Genomic DNA, 26,197 nt, shown 5'->3' with positions numbered 1-26,197 from the left:
GATTGGTTCAGCTCAGTCCAGCTCAGTTCGGGTCAGTTGTGGTCGGTGACCTCGAAGTGCAGCCGAACATGGGTCGCCGAATCGGCGCCGGCCAGTGTGACACCGGTCGGACCCGGCTTGGCCGTCCCCGGGACGCTGATGGTTGCGCCGTGGATCACACCGTCGGCGTTCGCGTGCACGGTGATGAAGGCGAGACCGTCACCGAAGCCGATCCTCACGGCCTCGTTCGGCGCGAACCCGCTGGCGTTGACGACGATCGCCGTGGCGCGCGGCCCCGACGTCGTCGACAACAGCACGTCCGGTCGGTACGTCCGCGCCTGCGGTTCATCGGTCACCCGGACGGTGGCCGTCGCCGGAGTCCGCGAGGACGCGCCGGCCGCGGTGATGGCGTACCGGCCGGGCTGCGCGTCATCGGACGCCGCCACGGACGCGTGGACCGCACCCGTCGCAGAGGCCTCGACCGTCACGCTGCGCGCCGGGCTGGTGCCCAGCTTGACGGTCACGCGCTCGCCGGCGGCGAACCCGCTGCCGTTGACGGTGATCGCGTCACCGGCCTCGACGGTGGTGGATGCCGACGCCGAGATCGACGGCTGCAGCGCCGCCTTCCCCACGGTCACGGTGAACGTCTCGGTCCTGCTGGACAGCGTGTCCCACGTGGTGACGTGCACGGTGTACGTGCCCTGCTGCACGTACGTGTGCTCTCCGTTGATCGCACCGGACGCGTCGACCGTGGCGTCGGACGGAACCGTGCCGTCACCCCACTGGACGCGGGCCTGGTAGCCCGTCGGGCGGGGAACGCCGCCGGTCACCGAACCGAGGTCCGCCGCGAGGGCCTTCCCCGGGGTGGCCGTCCGGTCCTTGGGAGTGGTGGTCACCAGAGCGGGCGCCGGCGTGCCGTCGTGGGCGACGGCGAACACGTGGATCCGGCCGGCGGAACCGGCGTCGCCGGTCTGCTTGGGCAGGGTCACCGACACCAGCGTCTTGCCCGCCGGGATCTGGAACGGCGTGGTGGCGAACAGGAACGGCTGGGCGCTGTCCCGGCTCGTGCCGAGCAGTCGGTAGGCGGACTTGGCGACGACGATGTTGCCGAAGGACGGCGTGCCGCCTGCGTTGCCGCCCAGCGTCCAGTCGCTCATCTGGATCGGGACGGTGGCGGTGCTGCCGTCGCTGAACGTCGCCGTGCCGGTGGTGTTCTGGTTGCCCTGCGTGCCGGCGCCGATGAACGAGATGCTCTTCGCGTCGGCCGGCAGGTTGAGCACGAGCGTGTTGCCGTTGCCCGTCGCGTTGTCCGGCTGGCCCGCCGGGGTCTCCGGAAGCGTGAAGTGCAGTGCCGTGCCGGGCACGTCGTGCTGCTGGCCCTGGGTCACGCCGGCCGCCTTGAGAGCGGCACGCGAGTACGCCCACGACTTGCTGTCGCAGTTCGCGGCGAGCGCGCCCTCGTCCCCGATGCAGACGGTGTCGAAGGCGGCGGTGAGGCTGGAGCTCGGCGCGTACGCCACGTCGGCCCCGACCGTGCCCGAGCCCTGGACGGTGCCGTCGGTCACCGTGACGTTCGCCTGGTAGTAACCGGGCTTGGCGTAGGTGTGCGTACCGCTGACGCTGTACACGCCCCGCGAGCTCAGAGCCGTGGTGCCCGTGGTGACCGGCGAGCCGTCACCCCAGTCGATCGTGGCCTGGTAGCCGCTCGCGGTGCCCCCGGTGACGGTGGCCAGGGGTGCCGAGACCGCGACGCCGGACGTCGCGTGCAGCCCGCTGCTCACGCCGGCGACCGTGAGGTCGCCGCCACCGAGCTGGACGTCGCCGCCCGCGAGCAGTTCGACCTCGGCGAGGCTGGTCTGCGCGGCGCCGGCGGTCTCCTTCACGACCAGGCGGAACCGTGCGAACTTCCCTGGATTGCCGATCTTGAACGCCCGGGTCTGGTTGCGCGACGGGAACACCTCGCGGTGACGCGAGTCGAGCGTGGTCCAGGTGATCCCGTCGTTGGAGGCCTGCAGCTTCCAGTCCGTCGGGTCGCCCGCACCCGCACCGGAGGTGAGGGTGTAGTACGACGGTGTCTGCTTGCCGCCGCGGTAGACCCAGTCGATCTGGGGCTCGTCGGTGGCGAAGGTCATCTGCGTGGTCGACGAGTCGTCGAACAGCTTCGACGCGTCCTGCCCGTCGCTGGTGGTCGCGGTGCCGAGGCCCGGACCCGTGGTGTCCTGCAAGGGCTTGGGGACGTCTGTGCCCTTGGTCAGCGACGGCGGCGCGTCCTTCTTGCCGGTGCCCCAGGACGACGGCTGCGAGCCCATCGCGAAGTCGATCGTGCCGCCGTGGACGAGCTCGGCCGAGTCGACGGACACTGCGCGCTGGGTCTTGCCGTTGACCTTCACACCCTGCACGTAGATGTTCTTGGTGCTGTTGTCCGGCGCGTTGACAACGATGTCGCCGCTCGTGCGGTGGACGGTCATCTTGGTGAACTGCGGCGAGCCTATGGCCCAGTTGGAGGAGCCGGCCTGCAGCGGGTAGATGCCCAGCGAGCTGAGGATGTACCACGACGACATCTCGCCGTTGTCCTCGTCACCCGGGTAGCCCTGGCCGATCTCGTCGCCAACGTAGAGGCGCTGCAGGATCTCCCGCACGATCGCCTGCGTCTTGGACGGCGCACCGGCGTAGTCGTACATGTACGGGATGTGGTGCGAGGGCTGGTTGCTCATGCCGAGCTGGCCCAGGCGCACCGCCTGCGCCTCGAGCATCTCGTGGATCGTGCCGTTGTACCCACCGGGGTGGTCGGCGTTCTCCGGGGTGGAGAAGAACTGGTCGAGCTTCTGCTCCAGCTGCTTCTGGCCGCCGTAGAGGTTGGCCAGGCCCTGGCCGTCCTGCTGCGCGGTGAACGCGAAGTTCCAGCCGTTCGTCTCGGTGTAGGCGCCGCCCCAGTCGAGCGGGTTGCCGGTGAGGAACGTGCCGTTGGCCTGGCGTCCCTCGAAGAACTCGCTGTCCTTGTCGAAGAGGTTGACGTAGTTGCGGGCCCGCTGGAGGAAGTACGCCGACTCCTCCTTGATCCGCTTGCGGTCGTCCTTCGGCACCGACTTGTCGTCGGCCAGGGCCGCGCCCATGTTGCCGATGCCGTAGTCGTTGATGAAGCCTTCCAGCGCCCACGACACGGACTCGCCGGTGGAGGTGGGCGTGTAGCCGAGGAACAGCCCGTTTTCGATGCCCTTGCGGCCGACCTCACTGCGGCCGGACGCGACGGTGGCGTCCTTGACCGCCGCCTCGTACGCGCCGAGCGGGTCGGGCACGTCGACACCGTTGAGGTAGGCCTCGGCCAGTGCCACGTTGGCGCTGGTGCCGGTCATCAGGTCGGCGTAGCCGGGTGAGGACCAGCGGGCTATCCACCCGCCGTCGCGGTACTGCTGGACGAAGCCGTCGGCGATCTTGGCCGCGACGTCCGGGTACAGCAGCGAGTACGCGGGCCACACGGTGCGGTAGGTGTCCCAGAACCCGTTGTTGACGTAGATCTGGCCGTCCACGACCTTGGCGCCGGTCTGCGTGGCGGTCGACGTGCCGGTCGGTGCCGACACCGGGCTCGCGTACTGCCAGCGCGGCGCGGCTGCGGTGCCGGTGTTCTCCGACTGCGAGTTCGGGTACAGGTTCAACCGGTAGAGGTTCGAGTAGAGCGTGACCTTCTGCGTCTCGTTCGCGCCCTGCACCTCGATCCGGCCGAGCCGGTCCTTCCACGCCGCGGTGGCCGCGTCGTGGATCTGGTCGAAGCTCTGCCCGGTGACCTCCAGGCCGAGGTTCTTGCCCGCCTGGCCGACCGAGAGGAACGAGGTCGCGATCCGCAGCGTCACCTGCCGGCTCGCGGAGGTGTCGAAGGTGGCGGAAGCGGCGGAGGTCGCCGTCGGCGCCCGGTCGAAGGTGCCGGAAACGAACATCCGGCTGCGACCGGCCGACAGACCGCTTCCGTTGTCCACCCAGCCGGTGAAGGTGCCGTCCGTGCCGATGGTGAACGTGCCGTTGTAGAAGACCAGGCTTCCGGTGGTCTGCCCGGACGGGAAGGTGAACTGCATGATGCCACCGTGGTCGGTGGGCGACATCTGCGCCTTCAGGCCGTTCTGCGTGGTGACCTGGTAGAAGTCCGGCCGCGCGATCTCGTCGTCGTGGCTGAAGGCGAGTGCGCGTCCGCTGGGCGCTCCGGTGAGCGAGCCCCCGGCCGGCACCGGCATGACCGACATCTGGTTGCGGTCACCCATCCACGGGCTGGGCTCGTGCGAGATCGCGAGTCCCTGCAGCGTCGCCAGGTTGGCCGCGTTGTTGCCCGCCTGGTAGTCGTACTCCCAGGAGTTGGACGCGGCGTTGGTGACCGGCGTGAAGAAGTTGAAGCCGTTCGGCATCGCCGAGATCGGCAGGTTGTTGCCGCGCGAGAACCCGCCGGAGGCGTTGGTGCCGCGCCGGGTGTCGACGAAGTTGGTCAGGCTGGAGCCGTCCACCGGCGTCGGGGTGCCCGACACGGTGACGGCGTCGAGCCAGCCCTGGAAACGCGTCGAGGCGGTGGCCTTGGGGTCGTCGTAGGAGAGCAGGACGCGGTCGATCGTCTTGCCGCCTGCGACCGCCCCGATCTCGGACTGCACCGCGTTCCACTGGTCGGCGTAGAGCACCTTCGACGCACCCTGCCCGGCCGCGGTGAGCGCGTAGCCGTGCTGGTCGACGGGTGAGAGGCCGCTCAGGTAGGTGCCGTCGGTGAAGTGCAGGTCGACGGCCGCGTAGGTGGACGGGTACTGGGTGTCCTTGGCGGTGAACTCGGGGAAGATCTTGTACGACAGCCGGGTCTTGGGCCCGACCGGGATGTCGACGTCGAAGAGCTTGTTGGTCGCGTACGAGCGGCCGTCGGCCCGTGCGCCGCCCGAGTACCGCAGCGAGGCCACGCCGGAGAACCCGGCCCCCGGCTTCATGTTGTAGCCGCTGACCGGTCCCGCGCCGGCGACACTGACCATCGGGGTGGCCGGCGGCAGGACGTTCGAGCCGTCGCTGATGTTCCAGTCCGCGAGCTGGAGGATCGAGTCACCGGAGTTCGCCGTGACGTTCAGCCGGTAGTACGCGTAGGCCGTCGTGTTGCTGAAGCTGTAGGTGTTGGTGGCGAACCGCCCGCTGAAGCTCACACCCGTCCGCGTGTCCAGGTCGGTCCACGCGCTGCCGTCGTTCGACCCCTGAACGGTGAAGTCCTTGGGGTCGCGGCCCGCCGCGTCGTTCGCGGAGGTCAGCGAGTACTTCACCACCGCCGCGGGCTTGGCCAGCCGGTACGTCACCCAGCCGGTCCTGGCGAACGCCAGCCACTTGGTCGACGGATTGGCGTCCTTGACGTTGGAGGCGATTTCCCCGGGCGGGTTGTCGGCGCTGGCGGTCACCGCGCTGACCTGGTCGAGCAGGCTGCCGGGCAGTCCGGTGGAGCTCGATCCGCTCAGGTTCTCCTGGACCGGCTTGCCGCTGCCGTCGACCTCGACGGTGCTCGCCGCGGCCTGCGGGTCGGCCGACTCGAAGGAGGAACTGAAGTTGCCGGGCGGCGGCGCCGCGGCACCCACCGAGGGTGCGACGACCAGCAGCCCCACGGGCAACGACAGGGCTATCGCCGCGCCGGCCCATCTTCGCAAGGACAAATGGCGGGCAGAGGGGGAAGGTGACACGGAGGGACCTTTCGTCATTGGAGGTCGGGAGCATCACGTCGGGGCTCGCCGCGGCTCGGTCCTGGACGGCGCCAGGAGGCGGTTCGACCCGGGGAACAGGTCAGTACAGGTCAGAACAGGTCAGTACGAAGCAGTGCCACGATCGCCGACGCGGGGCGGCGACAACCGCCTCGGCCCCACACATGTGTTGGGGCGAAGGTCCTGGATCACGCGGAAGCTCCGTAAAGGGATGGGGGACTCGTAAAAGGGCACGCCTGCCGTAGATCGCGGTTAGCGTGTTCCTTTCCAGACAACGTTGTCAAGAGTGGAGCGCGTAACCCCCGTGAAATAGCCCGTTTTCCTTCCCGGTTCGCCCGGCCGTGACCGGGCGGGCGAACCGGGGCCCGTCCCGTCCCGCCGGGGTGCCGCCGTGAGGCCCCGCGCTTCAGGCCTGCGGGAGCATCAGTGCGTTGAGCTCGCCCCTGGGGATGCCGCCCGCGACGGCGGCGTACGTGCCGGTGGCGAGCAGCTTCAGGAGGGCCAGAGCCAGGTAGAGGTCTTGCAGTCCGATCCCGGAACTGTCGAAGACTGTGATGTCACGGTGGTCGGTGCGTCCTGGGGCGCGCTGGGTGAGGACTTCGCCGAGGGGGATGAGGACGGTGTCCTCGGGTGCGTGCTGGCTTTCGCCCATGCGGCGTGCCTGTTCGGGCAGGTCGCAGAAGACCCGTGCGCGGGCGAACAGGGCGGGGGGCAGCTCCCGCTTTCCGGGGGCGTCGGCGCCCATGCAGGACAGGTGCGTGCCGGGGCGGACCCACTCGGCCTCGAACAGGGGAGGGTCTTCGGCCCGTGCGGTGGTGGCGGTGACGATCACGTCGGCGCTCGCGCAGGCTTCCTCGGCACCGGCCGCACGTGCTGTGTGTCCCTCTGCGGTGAGTGCGGCAGCCACGGTCGCTTCGCGGGCCTTGTCGCGTCCCACGATCAGGATCTCGCCGATCGGCCGGACCCGGGCGACGGCCCGCGCCTCATAGGCGGCCTGATGGCCGGTGCCGAAGACCGCAAGGGTGGCGGCGCCGGTGGGGGCGAGCAGGTCGACGGCGAGCGCGTTGGCCGCGGCGGTTCGGTAGGCGTTCGCGGCACCGAGTTCCAGGACGGCGGCGATCCGGCCGATCCTCTGGTCGAGCAGCAGCAAAGTGGAGTGGTGACGCGGGAGCCTACGTCTCAGGTTGTCCGGCCAGTAGGTGCCGATCTTCACCCCGGCATGCGTCGCGGACGCGGACGGCTTGAGCGTGAACCGGTTGCGCGGATCGGAGCCGTGCACGGCCAGGGAAGGGAAGACCACGCCCTTCACCGTCGCGGCGAAGGCCGCGCGTGCCGCTTCCAGAGCCAGCTCCTCGTCCACGAGCGCAGCCGTCTGTTCCTCCGAGATGAACAGCAGGCCACGGCCCGTGTCCGACGGCGGGCCGGAACTGGGCGGAGCAGCAGGTGCGGTGTGCGCGGCCGGTCCGGCGTCGATCATGTACGGCCCCTTCACTTAGCGTAGTTGTAGACCGTGGCCCGGGACACGCCCAGCAGGTCCGCGATGGTCTGCGCGGCGTCGCGCCCCTCGAAGTAGCCCTCGCCCTGCAGCTGCCGCACGAGCGCCTTCTTGTCGTCCCGACTCAGCGACCGGGGGGTGGCACCGCGCTCTGCGGCCAGCGCCTCCACAGTTCGGCGCAGCTCGCGCGCGTTGCGGTCCCGCAAATTCTCCAGCGGGTGCTCGCGGTGCTCGACATCGGTGGCCACGAGGTTCGACAACGCCAGCGTCACCGGCGACAGGACGGACACGTCAAGGTTCAGGCACAGGGCCGCGATGTACTGGCCCGCGGCGTTCTTGATGCCGATCGACGTGCTCTTCACCGGCCGACCGTCGGGAAACTGGTTGGGGTAGTTCTGGATCACGCTCGGGTACTGCGGATCCGCGATGCGGGCCAGGCCCATCCGTGTGCAGCCGGGGCCAGACGTCGGCGTCGGTCCAGTCCCGCAGGCGGCGCCAGGCGGTCACGCCCGAGCAGCCCACCACAGCAGCGGGTACATCCCGCCAGGCCACACCCTTACGCAGTACGTAGACGATGCCCGCCAGGGCAATACGGTCAGGCACCCGAAGTCGGCCCGGGCGCCGGTACCTTCGCTCAGGCTGCGGCGGCAGCAGTGGGGCTATGCGCTCCCACAGGTCATCGGGGACAAGATCATCAGTCACCCCGCCGACCCTGCCGACGAAGATCATCGATTGCCAACAAACACGCCGACCTCATTCTGAAACGATCAGTTAGGCCCGGCGGTGGCATGGTCACGGGGGAGTGGACCAAGCCGAAGACAGCGTTCGACACCTTTCGTGACTGGGTCGGGCTGTACGGCGACGGACCGGACGTCTTCATCCAACTGGTGAAGGACACCGCAGGCAACCACGAAGTACTCAAGACGTGGCCACAGGATTGGCAGACGTCAGAAGCGATAGGGGCATCCACGACCTGAAGGCCCGCTGCCGTATCCCACGCACGCCGCCTGTCAGCGGCGGCGGCTACGGTCGATTACATGACGATTCCCGGCACCGACCAAACGACGCCGACGTGGGTACTCAGGGTCACCGCCACCTCGGCTTCGCTGGATGCCGCGGCCTTCGAGCAGCAGCGCGCCTTGCTCCAGTCCGTCGCGGCATTCGACCAAACCACCCGCACCTGGAGCACACTGATCGGGCAGCTCGATCCGCGAGCCCTGAACATTCTGTCCCGGCTCTTCGAAGCGGCTCGCCGATACGGCACCAACGTCACGATGGAGGCCGTGGCACGCCCGGACGCCTGGCGAGGGCCATGCTTCACCGACGCAGAGGTCGCGGCCGCTCTCGCGATACAGGCCGACGATGCGCGACCCCTGGGGCACCTGCCCTTGGACTGAGCAGCGCAACGTTGCTGCTTGAGCCTATTGGCGCTACCTGCTCTGCCGCCGCAGACCTCTCCGGGCGCGAGGGCTACAGGTCCTTCAGGGCTCGACGAACGGCAAGCCCACCGCAGCTAGCTTGGTCTGCAGATTGATGTCGCTGGTAGCCACGTACACCCGTGCCCCAGGATGGCGCGACTGCAGCAGGAGTGTGGAGGCGAGGAAGCGGTCGTCGGGAACGGTGAGGTCGAGCCAATCCGGCAGGCCGTCTCCCTGTGGCTCGATGTGCTCAAAGACGGCATGAACTTCGCCGGCGACTCGAACCCCCACGAGCACGTCGCCGTTGTGCCGCAGTCCCTTCAGCCGGCGATCAGCTTGCTTGGCCGCCTCGCGCAGGTCTTGCGTTCGGCCGTCTCGCTTCTTGTCGTCGATCTCACGCAGCACGACCGGCAATAGGTGAACCATGTACCGAGGGCCGAGTTCGCCCTGGTAAAGCGTCACGTCGGGGTCGTCGAGCAGCGTGTTCGTATCCACCACAACCCGTACATGCCAGTCGTCGGCGGGCAGCAAGTCAGCGAGCGCCTGGAGCTTCGCGACAGCGGCGGCCACCTTCTGCGTCGCGGTGGACATGTCCCGTGGAGCGTGATGCTTGGCCCTGTTGGCGCGCACCAGCCAGTCCTCCAAGAGTCCGAGGCCGTCATCGAGGCTGTGCTGCACCTGTGGAGTCGGGTGGGGGAACAACAGGCGGAACCGGGGTCCCCAGGCGCGCAGCCGTTGCAGCAGTGCCATTCTGCGCGCCTCGCCGTCAGCAGTGCTGGTCTCCCACGCCCATCGGTTCGCTGTCATCACGATCATGCCCGCGCTCTCCAGGTTCCGCGGGCGGATAGAGGAGTCCGCCAGGATTGCCTGGTAGTCGGTGGCTATCGTTTCGAGCTCGCCGACAAGGCGGTCTGCGTACGAGGGTGGGGCGGGCTGCTTGTGGGCCATGCTGTCGATGATGCCGAACAAGCGCGGACGAGAGGGTCCTTTCCCAGACCTGGCAGAGCACCCCTTCATCGGACGGCACGTCAGGCACGCCCGGAGAACCCCGCGCATGGACAACAAATACGCATCGCATCCCGCTGTCTCTTTCGGTAGGACGCATCTGACTGCTATTGAATGCGGCGGGGGACGTCGTGATTCCCCCGGTTCGATCCGTCTGAGGGGGTACCGCCCGTATGTCACACCGGCCGTCGACCGGCACTGTTGGCTCCAGCAGCGATGATCCCGGTCTGAGCCGGCTGAAGGCCGCCCTGAGCGGATGGCGGGACGCGCTCATTGACATCGGCGGACGCAATCGGCTGCTGAACTTCCGGCACACCAGGACAGCCACGCTGGAGCTGACCAGCCCGAACGCTTCCACTCTCCTGGCGGGCCTGCCCCGCGGCCTGGACTTCGCACCGGTCGACGAAGAGGAAGACTCCGCCGCCAGCCCGCCCGTTCGTCGCCCTGCCCCCAGGCTAGGGCTGGTCACCCAGAAGGCCACGCAGGCAGGGCTGGATGCCGCGCTGAACCAGCTGCGCCTGAAGTCGCATCAGATGTACAACGACTACGGCCTGTGGGTGCTGTGGCTTGGCGTTGGCATGCTCGACTGGCGCGAGCCCGGTGCCCACGAGAGCAGCGCGGCGCCCCTGCTGCTCGTGCCGGTCGACCTGCGCCGCGACGGCCGCGATCGAACCCGGCTCCACGTCGTTGAGGACCAGGAGCGCATCCTCAACCCAGCGCTTGCGGTCAAGCTCGAACGGCTGGGCGTCGACGGGAGCGCCTTGACAGCGTGCGACGTCGGCGACTTCAGCGCTGTGCTGGCCGCGGCTCACGATGTCGCAGCCGAACGGAAGGGCTGGTCGGTCAGCGAGCGCGTCGTCCTGGGCCTGTTCGCCTCCTATAAGGAGGCCATGTATCAGGATCTGCAGCAGAACGAGGAGCGGATCCTCGCCCACCCGCTGGTGCGTGCGGTCGGCATCGGGCCAGAAGCAGGTCTGCCCGATGACCTGATCGACTTCGAGCCGGCGGACCTTGACCGCATCGACGAGCTTCAGCTCCCTGAGCGCACACCGCTGGTCCTGGACGCGGATGCCTCGCAGCGGCAGTGCATCGCTGCCGCACTGGACGGCCGCTCCTTCGTCGTCAGCGGCCCCCCGGGCACCGGCAAGAGCCAGACCATCACCAACATGATTGCTGCACTGATGCACGCCGGGCGCAGCGTCTTGTTCGTCAGTGAGAAGGCCGCGGCGCTCGATGTCGTCCGCAACCGACTGATCGGCGTCGGCCTTGGCGACTTCGTCATGGCGCTGCACAGCGGTAACACCACGAAGAAGGCCGTGGCCACCGAACTTGCCCGGGTGCTGACCACCGAGGCCCGTGTCACCGGTGCTGCGGAACACGAACTTGACCAGGCGCGCCGGCTGCGCGAGGAGCTGTCCGCCTACGCGGCCGCGATGAACCAAACCCGGGAGCCGCTGCAGCGCAGCCTGCACGACGTGCTCGGACGGCTGGTCCTGCTGGAGCAGGCCGGCACGCCGCTGCTTCCTGTGGACGGCAGGAACACCGACATCACCGGCACCCTCAGCGCTGCGGCACTGCAGGACCTGACGAATGCCGCCGAAGCGGTCAGCCGCGCCTGGCGGCCTGCCGCCGACGGGGAGGCCTTCGCGTGGCGCGGTCTGACAGGCGACTCCGCACTCACCCGGGCTGAGGGGGCTGCCGACGCTTTGCAGGCGCTGCAGGCAGCCATCGACCGCCGACCCTTCGCTACCGCCATCGCCCCGCCACGCGCCCTCCACGACGTCACCCGGCTGGTTCGGACCCTGCGCGCCGCGCTGCCTGCCCGCTCCGCCGTGCCGGGCGTGGCCCTTCCCGAAGACCTGTCAGTCACCCTGGCCGAGCTCGCGGACCTGTTCGGCATGCCCAAGCCGACCACGCCCGATGACGCTTTCGCTCTCTTCGAACTGGCCGACCTCACCGACGCCCCATCCCGCCCACCACGGCAATGGTTCGCCCCGGGGGCCCTCACGCAGGCCCAGACGGCGGCAGCCGAGTTGCGGACCGCGCTCACCGCTGAGGCCGAGGCACGCCGAGCTGTCGAGGACGTTTTCGGCGAGCAGGTCCTCACCGCCGTAGACCTCCCTGCCGTGGTCTCCCGCTTTGCCGAACAACACCGCGGGATGCTGACCCGCTTCTCTGCCCAGTACAAGTCTGATCGCGCGATGGTGGCGGCCCTCACCCACAGCGGGGCATGGGACAAGGTTCTTACCGGGCGGTTGGAACAGGCCCTGGCCTGGCAGCGTGCCACCGTCGAGACCGCCCGACTTGCCGGCAACCATCAAGGACTGCTGGACCGCTACACCCCGCGCGCGCTCGGCGACCTGGGCGCCCTGGCCCAGGCCCTCGACATCGCCGGCCGCATCGCCGAGGTCACCCGGAACGCCGACAGCCACGACCTGCTCGCCTCGCGGCTAGCGGACGACGCAGCCCCCGACCGGCTGCCCGGCCTGCTCGCCCACAAAGCCCGCAACGCACTGTCCGACTGGTGCGATGCAGCCGACCAGCGGGCCACCCACTGGTCCACGGCGGACACCAACCTGCTGCAACTCTTTGACGCCCCCCGCCGAGGCCAGCTCGCCCCAGCGCTGCTGGGCACACTCGACCAGGCCCGGCAAGCCATCGACGCTTTCCTCGCCGACCCCCGCGGACCCGAAGAGTGGCAGACCTACCGCGATGCCCTCGCCGTTCTCGCCCGCCAAGGAGCCGCCGACCTTCCCGCCCGCGCCGCCGAACGCGCCGTGTCTGCACAGCAGTTCCCAGCCGTCGTCGAACAGTCAATCCTCAGAGCCTGGGCCGACACCATCCTCGCCTGCGACCCCCGGCTGCGCACCACGCGCTCCGCCGACCTCGACGCCCGGGTCGTCTCATTCCGGGAGGCCGACCGACGCCTTGTCGCCGCAGCGGCCGGAGCGGTGATCGAGGCCTGCAACCGTCGCCGCCCACGCCGCATCGCCAGTGGGGACGCTGCGGTGATCACCCATCAGGCACAGATCACCAGGCGCCACATGCCGGTGCGTGATCTGCTGGGCCGCACCCGCGACGTCGTCCAGGCCATCAAGCCTTGCTTCATGATGAGCCCACTCAGCGTCAGCCAGTTCTTGCCCCCCGTCTTCCACTTCGACGTGGTCATTTTCGACGAGGCGTCCCAGGTCCGCCCCAGCGACGCAATCAACTGCATCTACCGGGGCAGCTCCCTGATCGTGGCTGGTGACTCCAAGCAGTTGCCGCCCACCACGTTCTTCGACTCCGCCGTCGAAGACGACTCCGACGAATACGACCAGAACGTCCCGGACAAATTCGAATCACTGCTCGACGCCTGCAAGGCCGGCGCCCTGCGCGAGCTGCCCCTGCGCTGGCACTACCGCAGCCGCCACGAGGACCTGATCACCTTCAGCAACCGGTCCTTCTACGACCCACGCATGATCACCTTCCCCGGTGCCCTCGACGAAGGCAACGACGTCGGCGTTGCCTACTTCAACGCAGCGGGCGTCTACGACCGCGGCGGCCGCCACGACAACCACATCGAAGCGGCGTTCGTCGCGGAACGCGTCATCCATCACTTCGACACCCGCCCCGGCCGCACCCTCGGCGTGGTCGCACTGTCCCAGGCCCAGGCATCCGCCATCGACCTGGCCGTCCAGCAGGCCCGGCTGTCCCGGCCCGATCTGGACGACTGCTTCACCGAGGACCGCCTCGACGGCTTCTTCGTCAAGAACCTCGAATCGGTACAGGGCGACGAACGCGACGTGATGATCATGTCCATCGGCTACGGCCCCGACGCACACGGCAAACTGACGACCCACTTCGGCCCCATCAACCGAGACCGCGGATGGCGCCGCCTCAACGTCGCCATCACCCGCGCCCGCTACCGCATGGAGGTCGTCGCCTCCTTCCACGGCACCGCACTCGCCGACAGCCCCAACGAGAGCGTCCAGCACCTCAAGCGCTACCTGGAGTACGCCGAGAACGGGCCCGCCGTCCTCGCCCAGGACGTCGTCCAAGGACCCGAGGAAACCGAAAGCCCCTTCGAAGAGTCCGTCCTGCAGGTCCTGCGCAGCTGGGGCTACACCGTCCAACCCCAGGTCGGCGTCGCCGGCTTCCGCATCGACCTCGGACTGCGCCACCCCGACAGGCCCGGCTCCTACGCGCTGGGCATCGAATGCGACGGCGCCATGTACCACTCCTCGAAAGCCGCCCGCGACCGCGACCGCCTCCGCGAACAAGTCCTCACCGGGCTGGGCTGGCGCCTCTACCGCATCTGGGGCACCGACTGGTACCGAGGACGACCCGCCGCCGAACAACGACTGCGCGCAGCCGTCGAACAAGCCGTAGTCCAAGGTCCCCTCACGGTCTCCTCCACCAGGACAACGACGACACCCGCCACGACATCCGGCGAACCCGGACACCAGGCGAGCCCACCTGTACCAACCCGGACCTCTGTCGTCGCAGCCGAGCCAGAACGGGTGCCAGTCCGGCCCGACCCAGAACGCCCCTGGAGCGCCCCTTACGAGGTGTGCGACATGACCGTGAGCTCACTGCACGAGCTCCACACACCAGAAGCCCGGCCCGAACTCAACCAGCTACTACGCACGATCGTCGAAACCGAGGGTCCCATCCACGAGGACCTACTGGTACAGCGCGCCCGTGAAGCCTGGGGCGTGGCACGAGCCGGAAACCGCATCCGTGACAACGTCCGCGAAGTCGTCCGCGTCCTGGCACGCACCGGGAGGATCTCCGTCCGGGCCGGCTTCCTGAACCTTACCGGCCGCGAGGACCCCAAAGCCCGCTACCCCGACGGCGAGGAAGCGCCGCGCAAAGCCCTGCACATTGCCCCTGCAGAGCGACAACTCGCACTGTACGAGCTGTCTGCGGAATGTCCTGGCATGTCTCGCGATGAGCTCGTCCGAGTGACGTGCGAGTTCTTCGGCTGGCGGCGGGCAGGGCGTGACATCCGCAGTTGCCTCGAAGGCGACATCGCAGACCTCTACGGGCAGGGAAAGTTTGTGGGCTCGGAGGGGCGTATCACCGCGGTGCGCTGACACGCCCGCAACTTGCCTGGCACAACGGGCCCGTCGTGACATCCCCAGGATGTCGCCCGCTGCCGGCGGCGGAGAGGCGGCTCGCGGCGGGGGGAAGCTGAGGAAGCGGCTGGCGTGGACGCAACGGCACGCCCCCGTCGGCTGGGCGTCTGTGCCTTCCCAGGGATGGGGCCGATGGCTCAGCATATGTTCCGGATGGTCGTACTTGGGGGGCGGGGGGCCGCATGATGCGGTACTGGCGGCATGGCATCTGGGTAGCGGCGGTCCTCGTCACGGGCGTGGTCTTCGTCGTGGCTGGCAGCAAGGGGGACCTTGGCGAAACCGGCCCGCTGACGTCGGTGCTCGGGTTCGGGCTGTCCGTGGTGGGCTTGGCCGCGAGTTTGCTGCGTGAAGGCGCAACGGAAGCGGGCAGGCCGTCGGCCCAAGAGCGGATCGACCTACTCACCGCGCAACTGGCTGGTGTGGTGCAGGAGCAGTGGCAGGCGGAGTGGCGGCTGCGACGGCTGCAGGACCCTGCCCCTCTTCAGGTGCGCTGGGCATCGGCCGACCCGTGGCTAGCCGATCATCAGGAGAACATCGGCGGCCCGGACGATCTAAGCGCCCGGCTGGAGCAGATCACCGAGGTCTTCGCCCAAGTACCCTCACGCAGACTAGTCGTGCTGGGCAAGCCAGGAAGCGGCAAGACCGTCCTGTCGCTCCGGTTCACCCTGGACCTACTCGAGCGCCGCCAGGCCGAGGACGCTGTGCCCGTCCTCTTCCAGCTGTCCAACTGGCAGCCGGATCACCAAGGCCTCCAGGAGTGGATGGCAGCCTCGCTGTCCGCCACCTACCCCGGGACGACCTGGGGCCGCGAGCTACTGGCCGCAGGCCGCATTCTCCCGGTCCTCGACGGCCTCGATGAGATCCCCGCACCCATGCAGGCAGATGCCGTACGTCGGCTTAACGCCGAACTCGACGCCGATGCGCCAGTCCTGCTGACCTGCCGCACCGAGGAATATGCCGACGTTGTCGAACACGGGGACGTCTTCACCGCGGCCGCAGTGGTCGAACTGCGACCCCTCTCCATCGCGGACGCCAGCTCCTACCTCGAGCGCACCGCCCGCCCCACCAGAAGCCCCAGCGGGCGGCGTACTACCCGGTGGGCACCGGTGCTCGACAAACTGCGCTCCACTCCCGATGACCCAGCGGCCCGGTCGCTGGGCCACGTCCTCGGCAGCCCGCTGATGGTGGCGATGGCCCGCACAAACTACGACGAGACCGGAGCCGATCCCGCCGAACTCCTCGCCCCCCGCTTTCATGACTCCACCGTTCTGGAACAGCACCTCCTGGACGCTTTCGTGCACGCCGCCTTCCGCGACGCCTCTGGTGCGAAGGGCGACGACGCCCGGCGCTGGCTCGGCTTCCTCGCCCACCACCTGCAACGACACCAGACCCGCGACCTCGCCTGGTGGCAACTGCGCCTACTACTTCCGTGGCCGCTGCGCCGCTTGGCGCCGATCCTGTTGCTGGGCTGCGTGATAGTAGCGGTTTCCGCAGCGGCAACCGCTGGCCTCGAAGCGGCAGCGGGAGTACCGGCAATGCTGGGAGCCGCCGTTGCCGGTGTCTGCATCGGATACTCGGTGTTGTCCCAGGGCAGCAGATCCGCCACGCCTCCGAGGTGGCCAGGGCGAAGGCCGGTGGCGCGGGTGATGACGCTGGCAGCGCTGGCGACGCCCGCGGGTGTCGTTGTGGGCGCCGTCGGCACGCTGCTCACCTCCGAAGATCCGCTCGCAGCCGGGCGGAGTTGGTCAGGCCCGGGCGCGCTGGCGATCGCGGTGGCAGGTGGGCTGGCCGTCGCGTCTGTACTTGACGTTCTCGGCGTCACGAGAGATCCCTTGCCCGCGGCGCCTTCCCGTTGGGTCAGGGGGGCTGGCCTTCTCCTCTTCCGTGTGATGACGGTGGCAGCCGCACTAGTCGCCGTATTCGTGGTGTACTTCTTGCTCAGCCTCATCGCATTTCACCGAGCGCTGCTCCAGGAACTGGCCGCTTGGGGCGTTGCCGGAGTGGCTGGCCTGCTGCTCCTGCGGTTGCTATGGAGGATCCCTGTCGCGGCACAGGGGCGCGGCGAGGCAGCCCGGCACATTCGACCCTCCCGCTGGACGCTGGTCCGAGGGCTGGCAACTGGCTTGCTCGCGGGTATCTGCCTGGGCGCCGCCTTCGGCCTGGCTCAGGGGACCACCCTTGCGGTCAGGGCCGACCAGGAGTTTCCGCCCGCTGTGGAACTGCACGAACGGCCCGACGGCACGGGTTATGCCACCGCTGCGAACGGCTGGCTACTCGGTCGGCTTCCCAATGGCGGCAAATATCTGCGCACTCCTGGCCCAGTCCACGGCGTCGTTATCGAGGACCCCGGCTACGAACCCTACGCAACACCAGGCTCCCTGGCCGAGTTCTCCGAGCAGTGCGGTACGAAGGGGACACACTGCAGCACCTTCTATGGACCGGTCGAATTCCACCAGGACACGCATAACCCCACAAGCGTCAAACTGCCCAGTGGTGTCTTCGCCGAAGGCGATTGGAACTTCTCTGTGCCTCCACGCCTCGGCGTCTGGCTCAACACCGCCACGCCCGAGCGACTCTTCACCAAGGCGGCCGCCTTCGGCCTGCAAGCCGGATTCGGCCTCGGTGTAATTAGCAGCATCGCGGCAGGACTCTTCTACTGGCTGGTGTCGTCAGCCGACACCGCGCGCACCTCCAGCCCGCTAGCCAGCCTCAAGGCCGACCGCGCAACCGTGATCACCCGAGGCTTCTCCTTGACCGCGCTCGGAGCCGGCATCACCCTGCTGCTGGCATGGCTACTCGATCTCGTGGCCGAAGCCCCCCAATTCGCCGCCTTGGCGGTTGTCTGGGCCCCGGTCGGCCCCCTCACGATCAGCCTCAGTGCCTGGGGATGGCTCCTCACCACCCGGCTGTGGCTGTGCCTGACGGGCCGGCTGCCCTGGCGGCTTATGGCCTTCCTCGACGACGCCCACCGCAGGGGCGTCCTCCGCCAGGCCGGGGCCGTGTACCAATTCCGACACGCGCGACTGCAGGAACAACTCGCCGCAACCAGGTAGCCGACCGACCGAAGCGGAACGGCGTGTTTGCCGGGCGCGACGTGCGCGCCCTTCGACGTCCTCACCGCTTCACTCCACCCGCAGCAAAGTGCGGCCGCAGTCACTCAATGACGGGACGTGGATGGCCTGGTCCGCTCCAACGGGTCCTGGATGCGCGAATACGGCCTGATCTTTAGCCTCGGGCTTTCACGAGTGCGGGTGTCCGAGGCTTGATCAAATAAGCGAGGAGTGCTGCTGACCTGGGACGATGGACTTGTCTAGGGTCCTGTTCGTCGTCGGAAAGCTGCACTCCTCAGGTGAAGAAGAGTATCGGGTCGTACCCGCGTGTCCGTGTCGAGGGCGGCGGTCGTGGGGTGGCCTCCCAAGCCGGTGGTGTGTTGCTGGTCGAGACGGTCCGCAAGACCGGTCTGGATCAGGCGATATCGACAGCGTTGATGCCGTGGCGCAAGCCGCGGGCGGTGCACGACCCGGGGAAGATCCTGCTGGATGTCGCGCTCGCGGTGGCCCTGGGCGGGGACTGCCTGGCCGACGTCGGCATGCTGCGGGCCGAGCCCGCGGTATTCGGGCCGGTGGCCTCCGACCCAACGGTGTCCCGCCTGCTCGACACCCTCGCAGCAGGCGGCGAACGCGCTCTGGCCGCGATCCGCACGGCCCGCGCCACCGTGCGTGAACACGTCTGGCAACTGGCCGGCCCTGCGGCACCGGACGCGGACGGCCAGGTGACCGTGGACCTGGACGGCGTGCTCGTCATCGCACACTCCGACAAGCAGGACGCGACGCCGACGTGGAAGAAGACCTTCGGGCACCACCCGCTGATGGGCTTCGTCGACCACGGACCGGGCGGCTCCGGAGAGCCCGTCGCCGGTCTGCTGCGACCGGGGAACGCAGGCTCCAACACCGCCGCCGACCACATCGAAGCCGCCCGACTCGCCCTGGCCCAGCTGCCGAAGGTTTTCCGGCGCGGACGCAAGACCGTGATCCGCACCGATTCCGGCGGCGGCACCCACGAGTTCGTGGCCTGGCTCGCCCAGCCGGGACGGTGGTTGTCGTATTCGGTCGGCATGACCATCACCGAGCAGATTCACCAGGCCGTCCTCAAGGTGCCGGCCTCGGCCTGGACACCGGCCGTCGAACCGGACGGCGAGATCCGCGACGGCGCCTGGATCGCCGAGCTCACCGGGAACATCCTGACCGGCTGGCCGAAGGGGATGCGGCTGGTCGTCCGCAAGGAACGACCTCACCCAGGCGCCCAGTTGCGGATCACCGACGCCGACGGCATGCGGCTGACCTGCTTCGCCACCAACACCGCTGACGTCCCGATCGCCAAGCTCGAGCTGCGGCACCGTCGGCGGGCACGCGCCGAAGACCGCATCCGTGCCGCACGGGCCACCGGCCTGCGCAACCTCCCCCTCCACGACACCGCCCAGAACCAGATCTGGCTGGAGATCGTCCAGATCGCCCTGGACCTGCTCGCGTGGATGCCGATGCTCGCCCTCACCGGCCCCGCCAGGTGCTGGGAACCCCGCCGGCTGCGGCTCCGGCTGTTCTCCACCGCCGCGCAACTGGTCACCACCGGCCGCTGCCGCATCCTCCGCCTCGCGGCCCACTGGCCCTGGACAGACCTGATCAACCAAGCCCTACACCGGCTCGCAGCCCTGCCGAACCCAGGCTGACCAGCAACTTCCCGCCCCTACGAACAGCACCACCGACCGGAGCCGTGGAACCCGGCGCCCACCCAGCGCGACAGCCGGGCCCACCGCCTGCCCACAACCAACCCGAACACCGAAACGGCCCGCCAGAAGAACCGACGGACCGTCACGAAACATCGAGGTTAGGGGGAGGGTCCGATGCGCATTCTTGCGCGTCGTCCGCTGGAGGGTGGGGGTTCGATCATGTTCGAGGCCCCCGAGATATCCGACGGTCCAGTGAAGGCCGGACGAGTCAGCGATGCGATCCACGAGCTGCCACAGTCTCTGCAAGAGGCGCTCGGTCCGGTCACCGAGATGGACCAGCTGTGGAAGGCTGGCCCGAGGTCGAAATCGAGTTTGGGGTCGACCTGGCGGCCCAGGCTGGCGCAGTGATCGCCAAGAGCGAGGCCGGCTGTCACCTGAGGGTAACGGTGACCGGGCACCGCGCATCCAGCGCAGACGCTCCCTGACCCCGGGGGGTGCCTCTATGTCTTTCGTCAAGTGAGGCGGGGGGTTCGGGGTTGGTAGAAGGTTCCGTCGCGGAGCATGGCGAACAGGACGCTGATGCGGTGGCGGGCGAGGCGGAGGAGGGCTTGAGTGTGGGTTTTGCCGCGGGCTCGGCAGCGGTCGTAGTAGGCGCGTGAAGCGGGGTCGTGGAGGGCTGCGAACGCGGACAGGAACATCGCCTGTTTCAGTTGCCGGTTCCCGCCTCGGGGTGCGTGTTCGCCGTGGATCGAGGTGCCGGACTGTTTGGTGGTGGGGGCCAGGCCGGCGTAGGAGGCGAGGTGGGCGGCGCTCGGGAAGGAGCTGCCGTCGCCGATGGTGACCAGGAGGACTGCGGCGGTCCTGACGCCGACGCCGGGCAGCGACGTCAGGACCTGGGAAAGAGGGTGGGCCTCCAGCAGGTTCTCGATCTGGGTTTCCAGGGCGCGTCGTTGTTCGTGGACGGCCGTCAGTGACCTGGCCAGCGAGGGCACGACGATGTCGAGGGTGCCGGTCCCTGGGACGATGACGGTCTGTTCGTCGAGTGCGTCGAAGACGTCCTCGATCAGCCGGGTGGCCATGCGCGGGGCTTTGGGCCGGATCACGTCGACGAGCCTGCGGCGGCCGGCTTTCCGCAGGGCGGCCGGGGAGCCGTAGCGTTCCAGCAGCCAGGTGACGGCCTGGTGGTCGAGCCGGGGCCCGAGGACGCGTTCCAAGCTGGGGTGGAACTGGGTGAGCAGGCCCCGTATTCGGTTGGAGGTGCGGGTGGCCTCGGCGGCGAGGTCCTGGTCGAAGCCCACGAGGACGGTGAGCTCGGCGGTGATGGCGTCGGTCAGCTCCAGCGAGCGCAGGGTGTGCGGCATCGTGCGGGCGGCGTCCGCGATCACGGCCGCGTCCTTCGCGTCGGTCTTCGCCTCGCCGGGGTAGAGGTCGGCGATCCGGCGCATCGCAAGGCCCGGCAGGTAGGCGACCTGACAGCCCGCACTTCGGGCGACGGTCAGCGGCAGGGCGCCGATCGAGGCGGGCTGGTCCACGATCACCAGGACGGTGCCGAACTTGTCCCGGAGCTTGTCGAACACGGCCCGCAGTTTCGGCTCGCTGTTCGGCAGGGGCTTGTCGAAGACCTTCTTGCCGGCCGGGGTCAGCCCATGCCCGTGATGCGTGCTCTTGCCGACGTCCAGACCGAGGAAGACGTCCACCTTGCCGATGTCGATCAACCGAGCCCCCACCTGTCTCGATGCAGTGCTGACCTGCGGGGCGGGGCCGTTCGCGCGCATCCACGTTATGCAGACCTGCCGCCCACAATTGGCCGGGCATTGCGCCAGGCCGGGCGGTGGTCGGGCCTCTGATCAGCGTCTCCGACGGCACCCCTCGGGCCCGGTGACACCACCCCCCCAGGTCATGCAGTCGACAGGGGGCAACAGTCATACCGGGCCCAGAGGCCAGCGGCCCCATTGCAGGACCGCCAAAAACATAACGGGGGGTACTCCTCCATCATCCCGTCGGCGAACTCCTCCGTGCCCTCGGGCATCGCGTTACGCACCCGCCAGTACGCGTCTTCGACCTCCTCGAGCGGCGCGCCGGGGATCGGCATCCCCCCGCTGTCTCGGTAACCCATCAGCTCCCCCTCATGGTCTAGGACCATGTCCGTTCGGAGCCTCATGAGCAGCCCGCCCAGATTGAACAGGCCGGGCAGGGCGTCTTGCACGAGCGGCAGCAGCAGGGTGCGGGTGGGGATGCGGTTCGGCGGCGGCTGCTGGGCCGGCGGTTGCGTCCTTGGAAGTGGTGTAACGGGTTGGACCTGATGCGGGGGTTTGCTCTGGCGTCCGGGTTGGTGCCCGCATAGACAAACGGCCACCGGCTGATCTTCGAAGTGTCGAAGCCTCGAAGGAGATCAGCACGATGACCGCACCCAACAGTCTGCCCCTGCACGCCCTCGCCGACGACAACCTTGCCGCGGCGAGTCCCGATCTACTGCGAGCGATGGTCAAAACGTTCGCCGACGCGCTCATGTCCGCCGAGGCCGATGCCCTCTGCAACGCCGAATACGGGCAGGTCAGCGACGAACGCGTCAACCACCGCAACGGATATCGCCCGCGCGAGTGGGACACCAGGGCCGGCACGGAGGCTGTTGCCTTTTGGGTAGAGGTGAGGACGCAGGTGTTTGCGGACCTCGAGTGCGGTGGTTGGTCAGGTCGCGGGTCCGGTCGGCCTCGAAGTAGGCAAGCGGCAGGGGCGTCCACGGCCAGGTGGTGCCGAGGGTGTTGCGGCTGGTCAGGTGGACAGAGCGACCGAGCGCCGGGCAGGCTCCAGGCGCAAGAACTTACCGAGGTTCAACACCATTGCGGCGAAATCCAGTTCCGCCTGACAGGCAGCAAGGCCACGCCGGGAGAATCGGCGTAAGCCGATGCGTTCCTTGAGGTGGCCGTTGACCGGTTCCACGGTGGCGGCTCGCCGTTTGTAGAGGGCGGAGCCTTCCACCGTGGCCAGGCGGTGGGCCATCTGCGTGGCGGCATCGGCATCCTCGGGCAGCGGTCCGAGGCTATGACCGGGACGGGGCAGGTCCCGGTTCTTGCCGGTGGCTATGAGCCGGTCCGGGCCGGGGAGATTGAGATTCTCCTCGCTCCAATAGCCCGCGTCGAACAACAAGGTGCCAGCCCAGTCCGCCAGACACGGGCAGGCGGACTTCCCGCAGCCGTCCACGGATATGTTTCTCATGTCAGCGTCATTCGTTCCAGGCCACGAAGGCACGATGCAGCAGCCAGCCGCAGTGAGACATTCACCAGTGCATCGCGCCTGGTGGACCAGGCTTGCTGCCAACACGGCCGCCTGGGTCATCGGCTGCACCTGACGCCGGTCGTTGCCGTCCTGGACCAACTCAGAGCTCAGGATCAGACCGTCACCACCCACTGCCAGCTGAGCGTTATAGCCCTGCAGGGCGCCGCCGTCAGCGCCTTGCATCGGGCGGCTGTCGGGGTCGGTGACATTGCGTCGCACCTGTGGGCGATCACTCTTTGCCGTCTCGCGACGAGCTCCGCGTTTCCCACCGCCTGGCACGGTTGCCGCTGCGGGCTCAGGAGGTTCTGTCAGCACGCGCTCCCGGGCGTCCCGGGCCGCTTTCAGCTCCTGGATCGCTCGCACAACCCACCGATTGGCGCGAGCCACCTCCCGGCCCTTGTTCTCGTCGAAGCTGAATCGACCCAGGCCAGGCGGCCTGGGCCCCGCGCCCGCCTCGAACTGCCGGACCTGCTCTCGCATGACCTCGATCCGCTCTCGCTTGAGCGCAATCTCGTGCGCCAGCCGATCCTGAGCGGCCTGCAACCGGGCCTCAGCGATCGCCACGGCATCCGCCCCAACCGGACGGGATCCCACATCGTTGCGGCCGCGTCTCGTGCGCTCGATGAACTCGCGCTCTTTCGCAGCCGCAGACTCCGCGTCCAGACCCCGCTCGGCCTCCTCGGCAACCACCTCGGCCAGAGCTCGCTTGAGTCGTTCTTCACGGTCCCGCCGCCCCCGCAAGTGCCCGGGCGTGTCGACGCTGTGTCCGGCGGCTCCGGATGCGGCCTCCTCGGCCGCATCCGCCGCGGCAGCCTGCTCAACGATCTGGTCGACCTGCTGCTGCAGCCACTGCCTGCGGCACGTGGCGAGCCGAGAGGCATTCGCGGAGATCTTCGTTCCATCAACGGCGATGCTGCCCAGCCGGCCGAGTCCGGCCTTCGCACACACCAGCAGTACTTGAGTAAACAGTTCACGCACCGAACCTTGATGCCGCTGCCGGAATCGGGCGATCACAGTGTGATCTGGCACCTGCATGGCGCAGATGACTCGCATCGCCACATCGGTGCGACACAACCGCTCGATCTGCCGCGACGAGCGGATCCCGTCGGCATACGCGTAGATCAACAGCGCCAGGAGCATCCGCGGATCGTAGGCCCGACGCCCCACTCCGCCCAGCGAATACCGGGCCTCCAGGCCGCTGATGTCGAGCTGCCCGACCACCTCCAGCAGTACCCACACCACATGGTCGTCAGGAAGCCACTGCCGCATGTCCACCGGAAGGAGAAACTGTTGGTCTCGATCGACCGGACGGAAGCTCTTCGCCACTCAGCCATCCAACACCGCGGCCCATCCGTCCCCACAACCAGGGCCCCACCCAAAACGCAACAGGCTCACGGTCGAGCTGGCCATCCCCAAGCTCCGCAGCGGCAGTTACTTCCCGCACTGGCTCCTCGAACGACGCCGCCGGGCCGAACAGGCCCTGATCTCGGTGGTCGCCACCGCCTACCTGCTCGGGGTCTCCACCCGCCGGGTCGAGAAGCTCGCCGAGTCCCTCGGTGTCACCCAGCTGAGCAAGTCCCAGGTCAGCGCAATGGCCAAGCACCTGGACGAACAAGTGGCCGCGTTCCGCAACCGACCGCTGGACGCCGGACCGTATGCCTTCGTCTGGGTCGACGCACTGACCCAGAAGGTCCGCGAAAACGGCCGCATCATCAACGTCCACGCGCTGATCGCGGTCGGCGTCAACGCCGACGGACACCGCGAAATCCTCGGCCTGGACGTCGCCACCGCCGAAGACGGCGCCGGCTGGCTGGCCTTCCTGCGCTCGCTCATCGCCCGCGGCCTGGCCGGCGTCCAGCTCGTCGTCTCCGACGCCCATGCCGGCCTCGTCGACGCGATCGGTGCGACCCTGCCCGGGGCTTCGTGGCAGCGCTGCCGCACCCACTACGCCCGCAACCTGCTCAGCCAGGTTCCGAAATCAGCCCAGCCGTGGGTGGCCACGCTGCTGCGGACCGTCTTCGAACAGCCCGACGCAGACGCCGTCCAGGCCCAGATGCGGCACGTCCTGCAGACCCTGGAAACGAAATTTCCCAAGGCCGCCGAACACCTGGATGCCGGCCAGCACGACCTGCTGGCCTTCACCGCCTTCCCACGCGAGATCTGGCGGCAGATCTGGTCGAACAACCCGCAGGAACGACTGAACAAAGAGATCCGCCGCCGCACCGACGTGGTCGGTATCTTCCCCGACCGCACCGCCGTGATCCGCCTGGTCGGCGCCGTCCTGGCCGAACAGAACGACGAGTGGACCGAGGCCCGCCGCTACATGGGCCGCGACCTGCTGGCCAAAGCCCGCCTCCACCCGATCGAGTCACAGACCGACGACACCGTCCTGCCCACCGAACTCACCGCATAGCCTCAAAGAAGAGATCACCGAGTGGCCGTCGATACACCACTCCAACGGACGTGACCTGGCCGGCAGCTCGGGCGCGGTCGCTCTTTCGCATGGCCTCGGTGTACCGCGTACCCGTGGCTCGGCTCTGCTCTCGGATCTCCCGCGTGCGCTTCCGCGACTTCCTGGGCTGGCTCGTAGGCATGTCTGACTCCGTACGGCAGCGCGCCCCACGCACACGCCGCTCTGAAGGCAGGCAGATTCAGGTGCACGATGCGTCGACGGACGGCTTGGCCTACCAACGAGGACCCCGGCGTGAGCGGAAGACCCCTTCAGCGGTCGGCGGTCGTGGCCGCCTGCTTCGGCAGCATACAGGCTCGGCAGGAGCGGCACTCAAGGTCAGTTGACGACCTCAGCTAGCTGCTGCTCCCCCCACTGGCCCTCGCACGGATCCGCCCGGGTGCCGCAACCTCTGCCGACGAGCCCTCGACCTGTGCCACCTGGCAGCGTGGGCGCCGTGGTGGCGGTCTGGGTGCGTGCGCGTCCTGCACGGCCGACCACTGCTGGGGCATCCGCCGACAACGGACCCGCAGCCGGGTGTCCTCGGCGGGGCCTTGGGCTCGCTCGACGCGACACAACACTCCGCGCCAAGGTCTCTGCTGCTCAGGGGCACGAAGCCCGGGCAGCGCGAGATGTCATTTCACCTCTCCAGATTCGCCTACCGCGAATCACAGATGTCATTTCACTGCTGGCAGGAATGATGCGCGAAGCGAATTCAGGCCAGGAAGGGTCGTGGCGAATTCGGGTGAGCAATCTTGGGAAGTGAACATTCCAACCGTTCCCAGCGCGGTACAGTCGCATTGCGGCGGCAAGATTGCGCTGACGTCGCCCTCACAATGGTCGCGTCACCATTTGGGTGCGACTGCGCTGGGTGAGGGCAATGAGCCCGCAGCGTCCTCATCGGTGTCGCCCGTGTGACGGCGGCCGCGACCTGTCTCCACCAGGCCGCGGCCGCTTCAGCCCCTAGCCCGACGGCGTCATCGGTGCTGCAGGGGCAGGACCAGGCTCATCAGCGCAGCGAGCAAGGTCAGCA

Annotated in this window: 11 protein-coding genes and 4 pseudogenes; 8 read left to right on the top strand and 7 right to left on the bottom strand. The window is 68.4% G+C overall.

Features of this window, described 5'->3' with window-relative positions; genetic code table 11:
• Positions 1-32: 32 nt before the first annotated feature.
• The 4 genes and pseudogenes from ACFV3E_RS42150 to ACFV3E_RS42135 form a co-directional block, all read right to left on the bottom strand.
• On the bottom strand, positions 33-5,624 hold the full coding sequence (locus tag ACFV3E_RS42150) for a GH92 family glycosyl hydrolase (protein ID WP_500541175.1): 5,592 nt from the start codon (positions 5,622-5,624) through the stop codon (positions 33-35).
• Positions 5,625-6,081: 457 nt separating this feature from the next.
• On the bottom strand, positions 6,082-7,152 hold the full coding sequence (locus ACFV3E_RS42145; protein ID WP_500541173.1) for an ornithine cyclodeaminase family protein: 1,071 nt from the start codon (positions 7,150-7,152) through the stop codon (positions 6,082-6,084).
• Between the two features lie 11 nt (positions 7,153-7,163).
• Positions 7,164-7,619: pseudogene (locus ACFV3E_RS42140) on the bottom strand (helix-turn-helix transcriptional regulator); the annotation flags it as partial.
• Positions 7,618-7,872, bottom strand: a pseudogene (locus ACFV3E_RS42135) (transposase); the annotation flags it as partial. The pseudogenes ACFV3E_RS42135 and ACFV3E_RS42140, both read right to left, overlap by 2 nt.
• 335 nt (positions 7,873-8,207) lie before the next feature.
• Here ACFV3E_RS42135 and ACFV3E_RS42130 point away from each other — a divergent pair.
• Positions 8,208-8,567, top strand: coding sequence for a hypothetical protein (locus ACFV3E_RS42130; RefSeq protein ID WP_500541171.1), 360 nt, complete (start codon positions 8,208-8,210; stop codon positions 8,565-8,567).
• An 84-nt stretch (positions 8,568-8,651) separates the two neighbouring features.
• On the opposite strand, the gene ACFV3E_RS42125 is transcribed toward ACFV3E_RS42130, so the two are convergent.
• On the bottom strand, positions 8,652-9,557 hold the full coding sequence (locus tag ACFV3E_RS42125) for a PIN domain-containing protein (protein ID WP_500541169.1): 906 nt from the start codon (positions 9,555-9,557) through the stop codon (positions 8,652-8,654).
• Between the two features lie 209 nt (positions 9,558-9,766).
• Here ACFV3E_RS42125 and ACFV3E_RS42120 point away from each other — a divergent pair, with 209 nt between their 5' ends.
• The 5 genes from ACFV3E_RS42120 (at position 9,767) to ACFV3E_RS42100 (ending at position 19,924) form a co-directional block, all read left to right on the top strand.
• The gene (locus tag ACFV3E_RS42120) at positions 9,767-14,671 is read left to right on the top strand and encodes a DUF3320 domain-containing protein (protein WP_500541167.1); all 4,905 of its coding nucleotides are present in this window, start codon (positions 9,767-9,769) and stop codon (positions 14,669-14,671) included.
• Positions 14,672-14,895: 224 nt separating this feature from the next.
• Complete coding sequence (locus ACFV3E_RS42115) at positions 14,896-17,766, top strand: NACHT domain-containing protein (protein ID WP_500541165.1); 2,871 nt, start codon at positions 14,896-14,898, stop codon at positions 17,764-17,766.
• A gap of 296 nt (positions 17,767-18,062) precedes the next feature.
• On the top strand, positions 18,063-19,439 hold the full coding sequence (locus ACFV3E_RS42110) for an IS1380 family transposase (protein WP_500541163.1): 1,377 nt from the start codon (positions 18,063-18,065) through the stop codon (positions 19,437-19,439).
• 174 nt (positions 19,440-19,613) lie between these two features.
• A complete protein-coding gene (locus tag ACFV3E_RS42105; protein WP_500541177.1) occupies positions 19,614-19,847 on the top strand; it encodes a hypothetical protein in 234 nt (77 codons plus the stop codon).
• The gene (locus ACFV3E_RS42100) at positions 19,781-19,924 is read left to right on the top strand and encodes a CU044_2847 family protein (protein WP_500541161.1); all 144 of its coding nucleotides are present in this window, start codon (positions 19,781-19,783) and stop codon (positions 19,922-19,924) included. Before ACFV3E_RS42105 ends, ACFV3E_RS42100 begins: the two co-directional genes overlap by 67 nt.
• A gap of 27 nt (positions 19,925-19,951) precedes the next feature.
• On the opposite strand, the gene ACFV3E_RS42095 is transcribed toward ACFV3E_RS42100, so the two are convergent.
• Positions 19,952-21,154 carry an IS110 family RNA-guided transposase gene (locus tag ACFV3E_RS42095; RefSeq protein WP_500541159.1) on the bottom strand — a complete coding sequence of 401 codons (1,203 nt, stop codon included), beginning with the start codon at positions 21,152-21,154 and terminating at the stop codon, positions 19,952-19,954.
• A gap of 685 nt (positions 21,155-21,839) precedes the next feature.
• Between ACFV3E_RS42095 and ACFV3E_RS42090 the strand changes: the two are divergent.
• A pseudogene (locus ACFV3E_RS42090) lies at positions 21,840-22,073 on the top strand (transposase); the annotation flags it as partial.
• A gap of 138 nt (positions 22,074-22,211) precedes the next feature.
• Here ACFV3E_RS42090 and ACFV3E_RS42085 read toward each other — a convergent pair.
• Entirely contained in the window at positions 22,212-24,041 is a 1,830-nt protein-coding gene (locus tag ACFV3E_RS42085) for a transposase (RefSeq protein WP_500541157.1), read from the bottom strand.
• A gap of 67 nt (positions 24,042-24,108) precedes the next feature.
• Between ACFV3E_RS42085 and ACFV3E_RS42080 the strand changes: the two are divergent.
• A pseudogene (locus tag ACFV3E_RS42080) lies at positions 24,109-25,128 on the top strand (IS256 family transposase); the annotation flags it as partial.
• Positions 25,129-26,197: the final 1,069 nt, after the last annotated feature.

The sequence above is a fragment of the Streptomyces sp. NPDC059718 genome, assembly GCF_042733315.1.
In the GTDB taxonomy this organism is placed as follows: Bacteria; Actinomycetota; Actinomycetes; order Streptomycetales; family Streptomycetaceae; genus Actinacidiphila.
This window is presented reverse-complemented; position numbering and strand designations above follow the sequence as displayed.

Excerpts from the sequence above, each read along its gene's own strand:
- ACFV3E_RS42120 (WP_500541167.1), top strand. The coding sequence starts at position 9,767 with ATGTCACACCGGCCGTCGACCGGCACTGTTGGCTCCAGCAGCGATGAT.
- ACFV3E_RS42145 (WP_500541173.1), bottom strand. The coding sequence starts at position 7,152 with ATGATCGACGCCGGACCGGCCGCGCACACCGCACCTGCTGCTCCGCCC.
- ACFV3E_RS42105 (WP_500541177.1), top strand. The coding sequence starts at position 19,614 with ATGCGCATTCTTGCGCGTCGTCCGCTGGAGGGTGGGGGTTCGATCATG.
- ACFV3E_RS42130 (WP_500541171.1), top strand. The coding sequence starts at position 8,208 with ATGACGATTCCCGGCACCGACCAAACGACGCCGACGTGGGTACTCAGG.
- ACFV3E_RS42115 (WP_500541165.1), top strand. The coding sequence starts at position 14,896 with ATGATGCGGTACTGGCGGCATGGCATCTGGGTAGCGGCGGTCCTCGTC.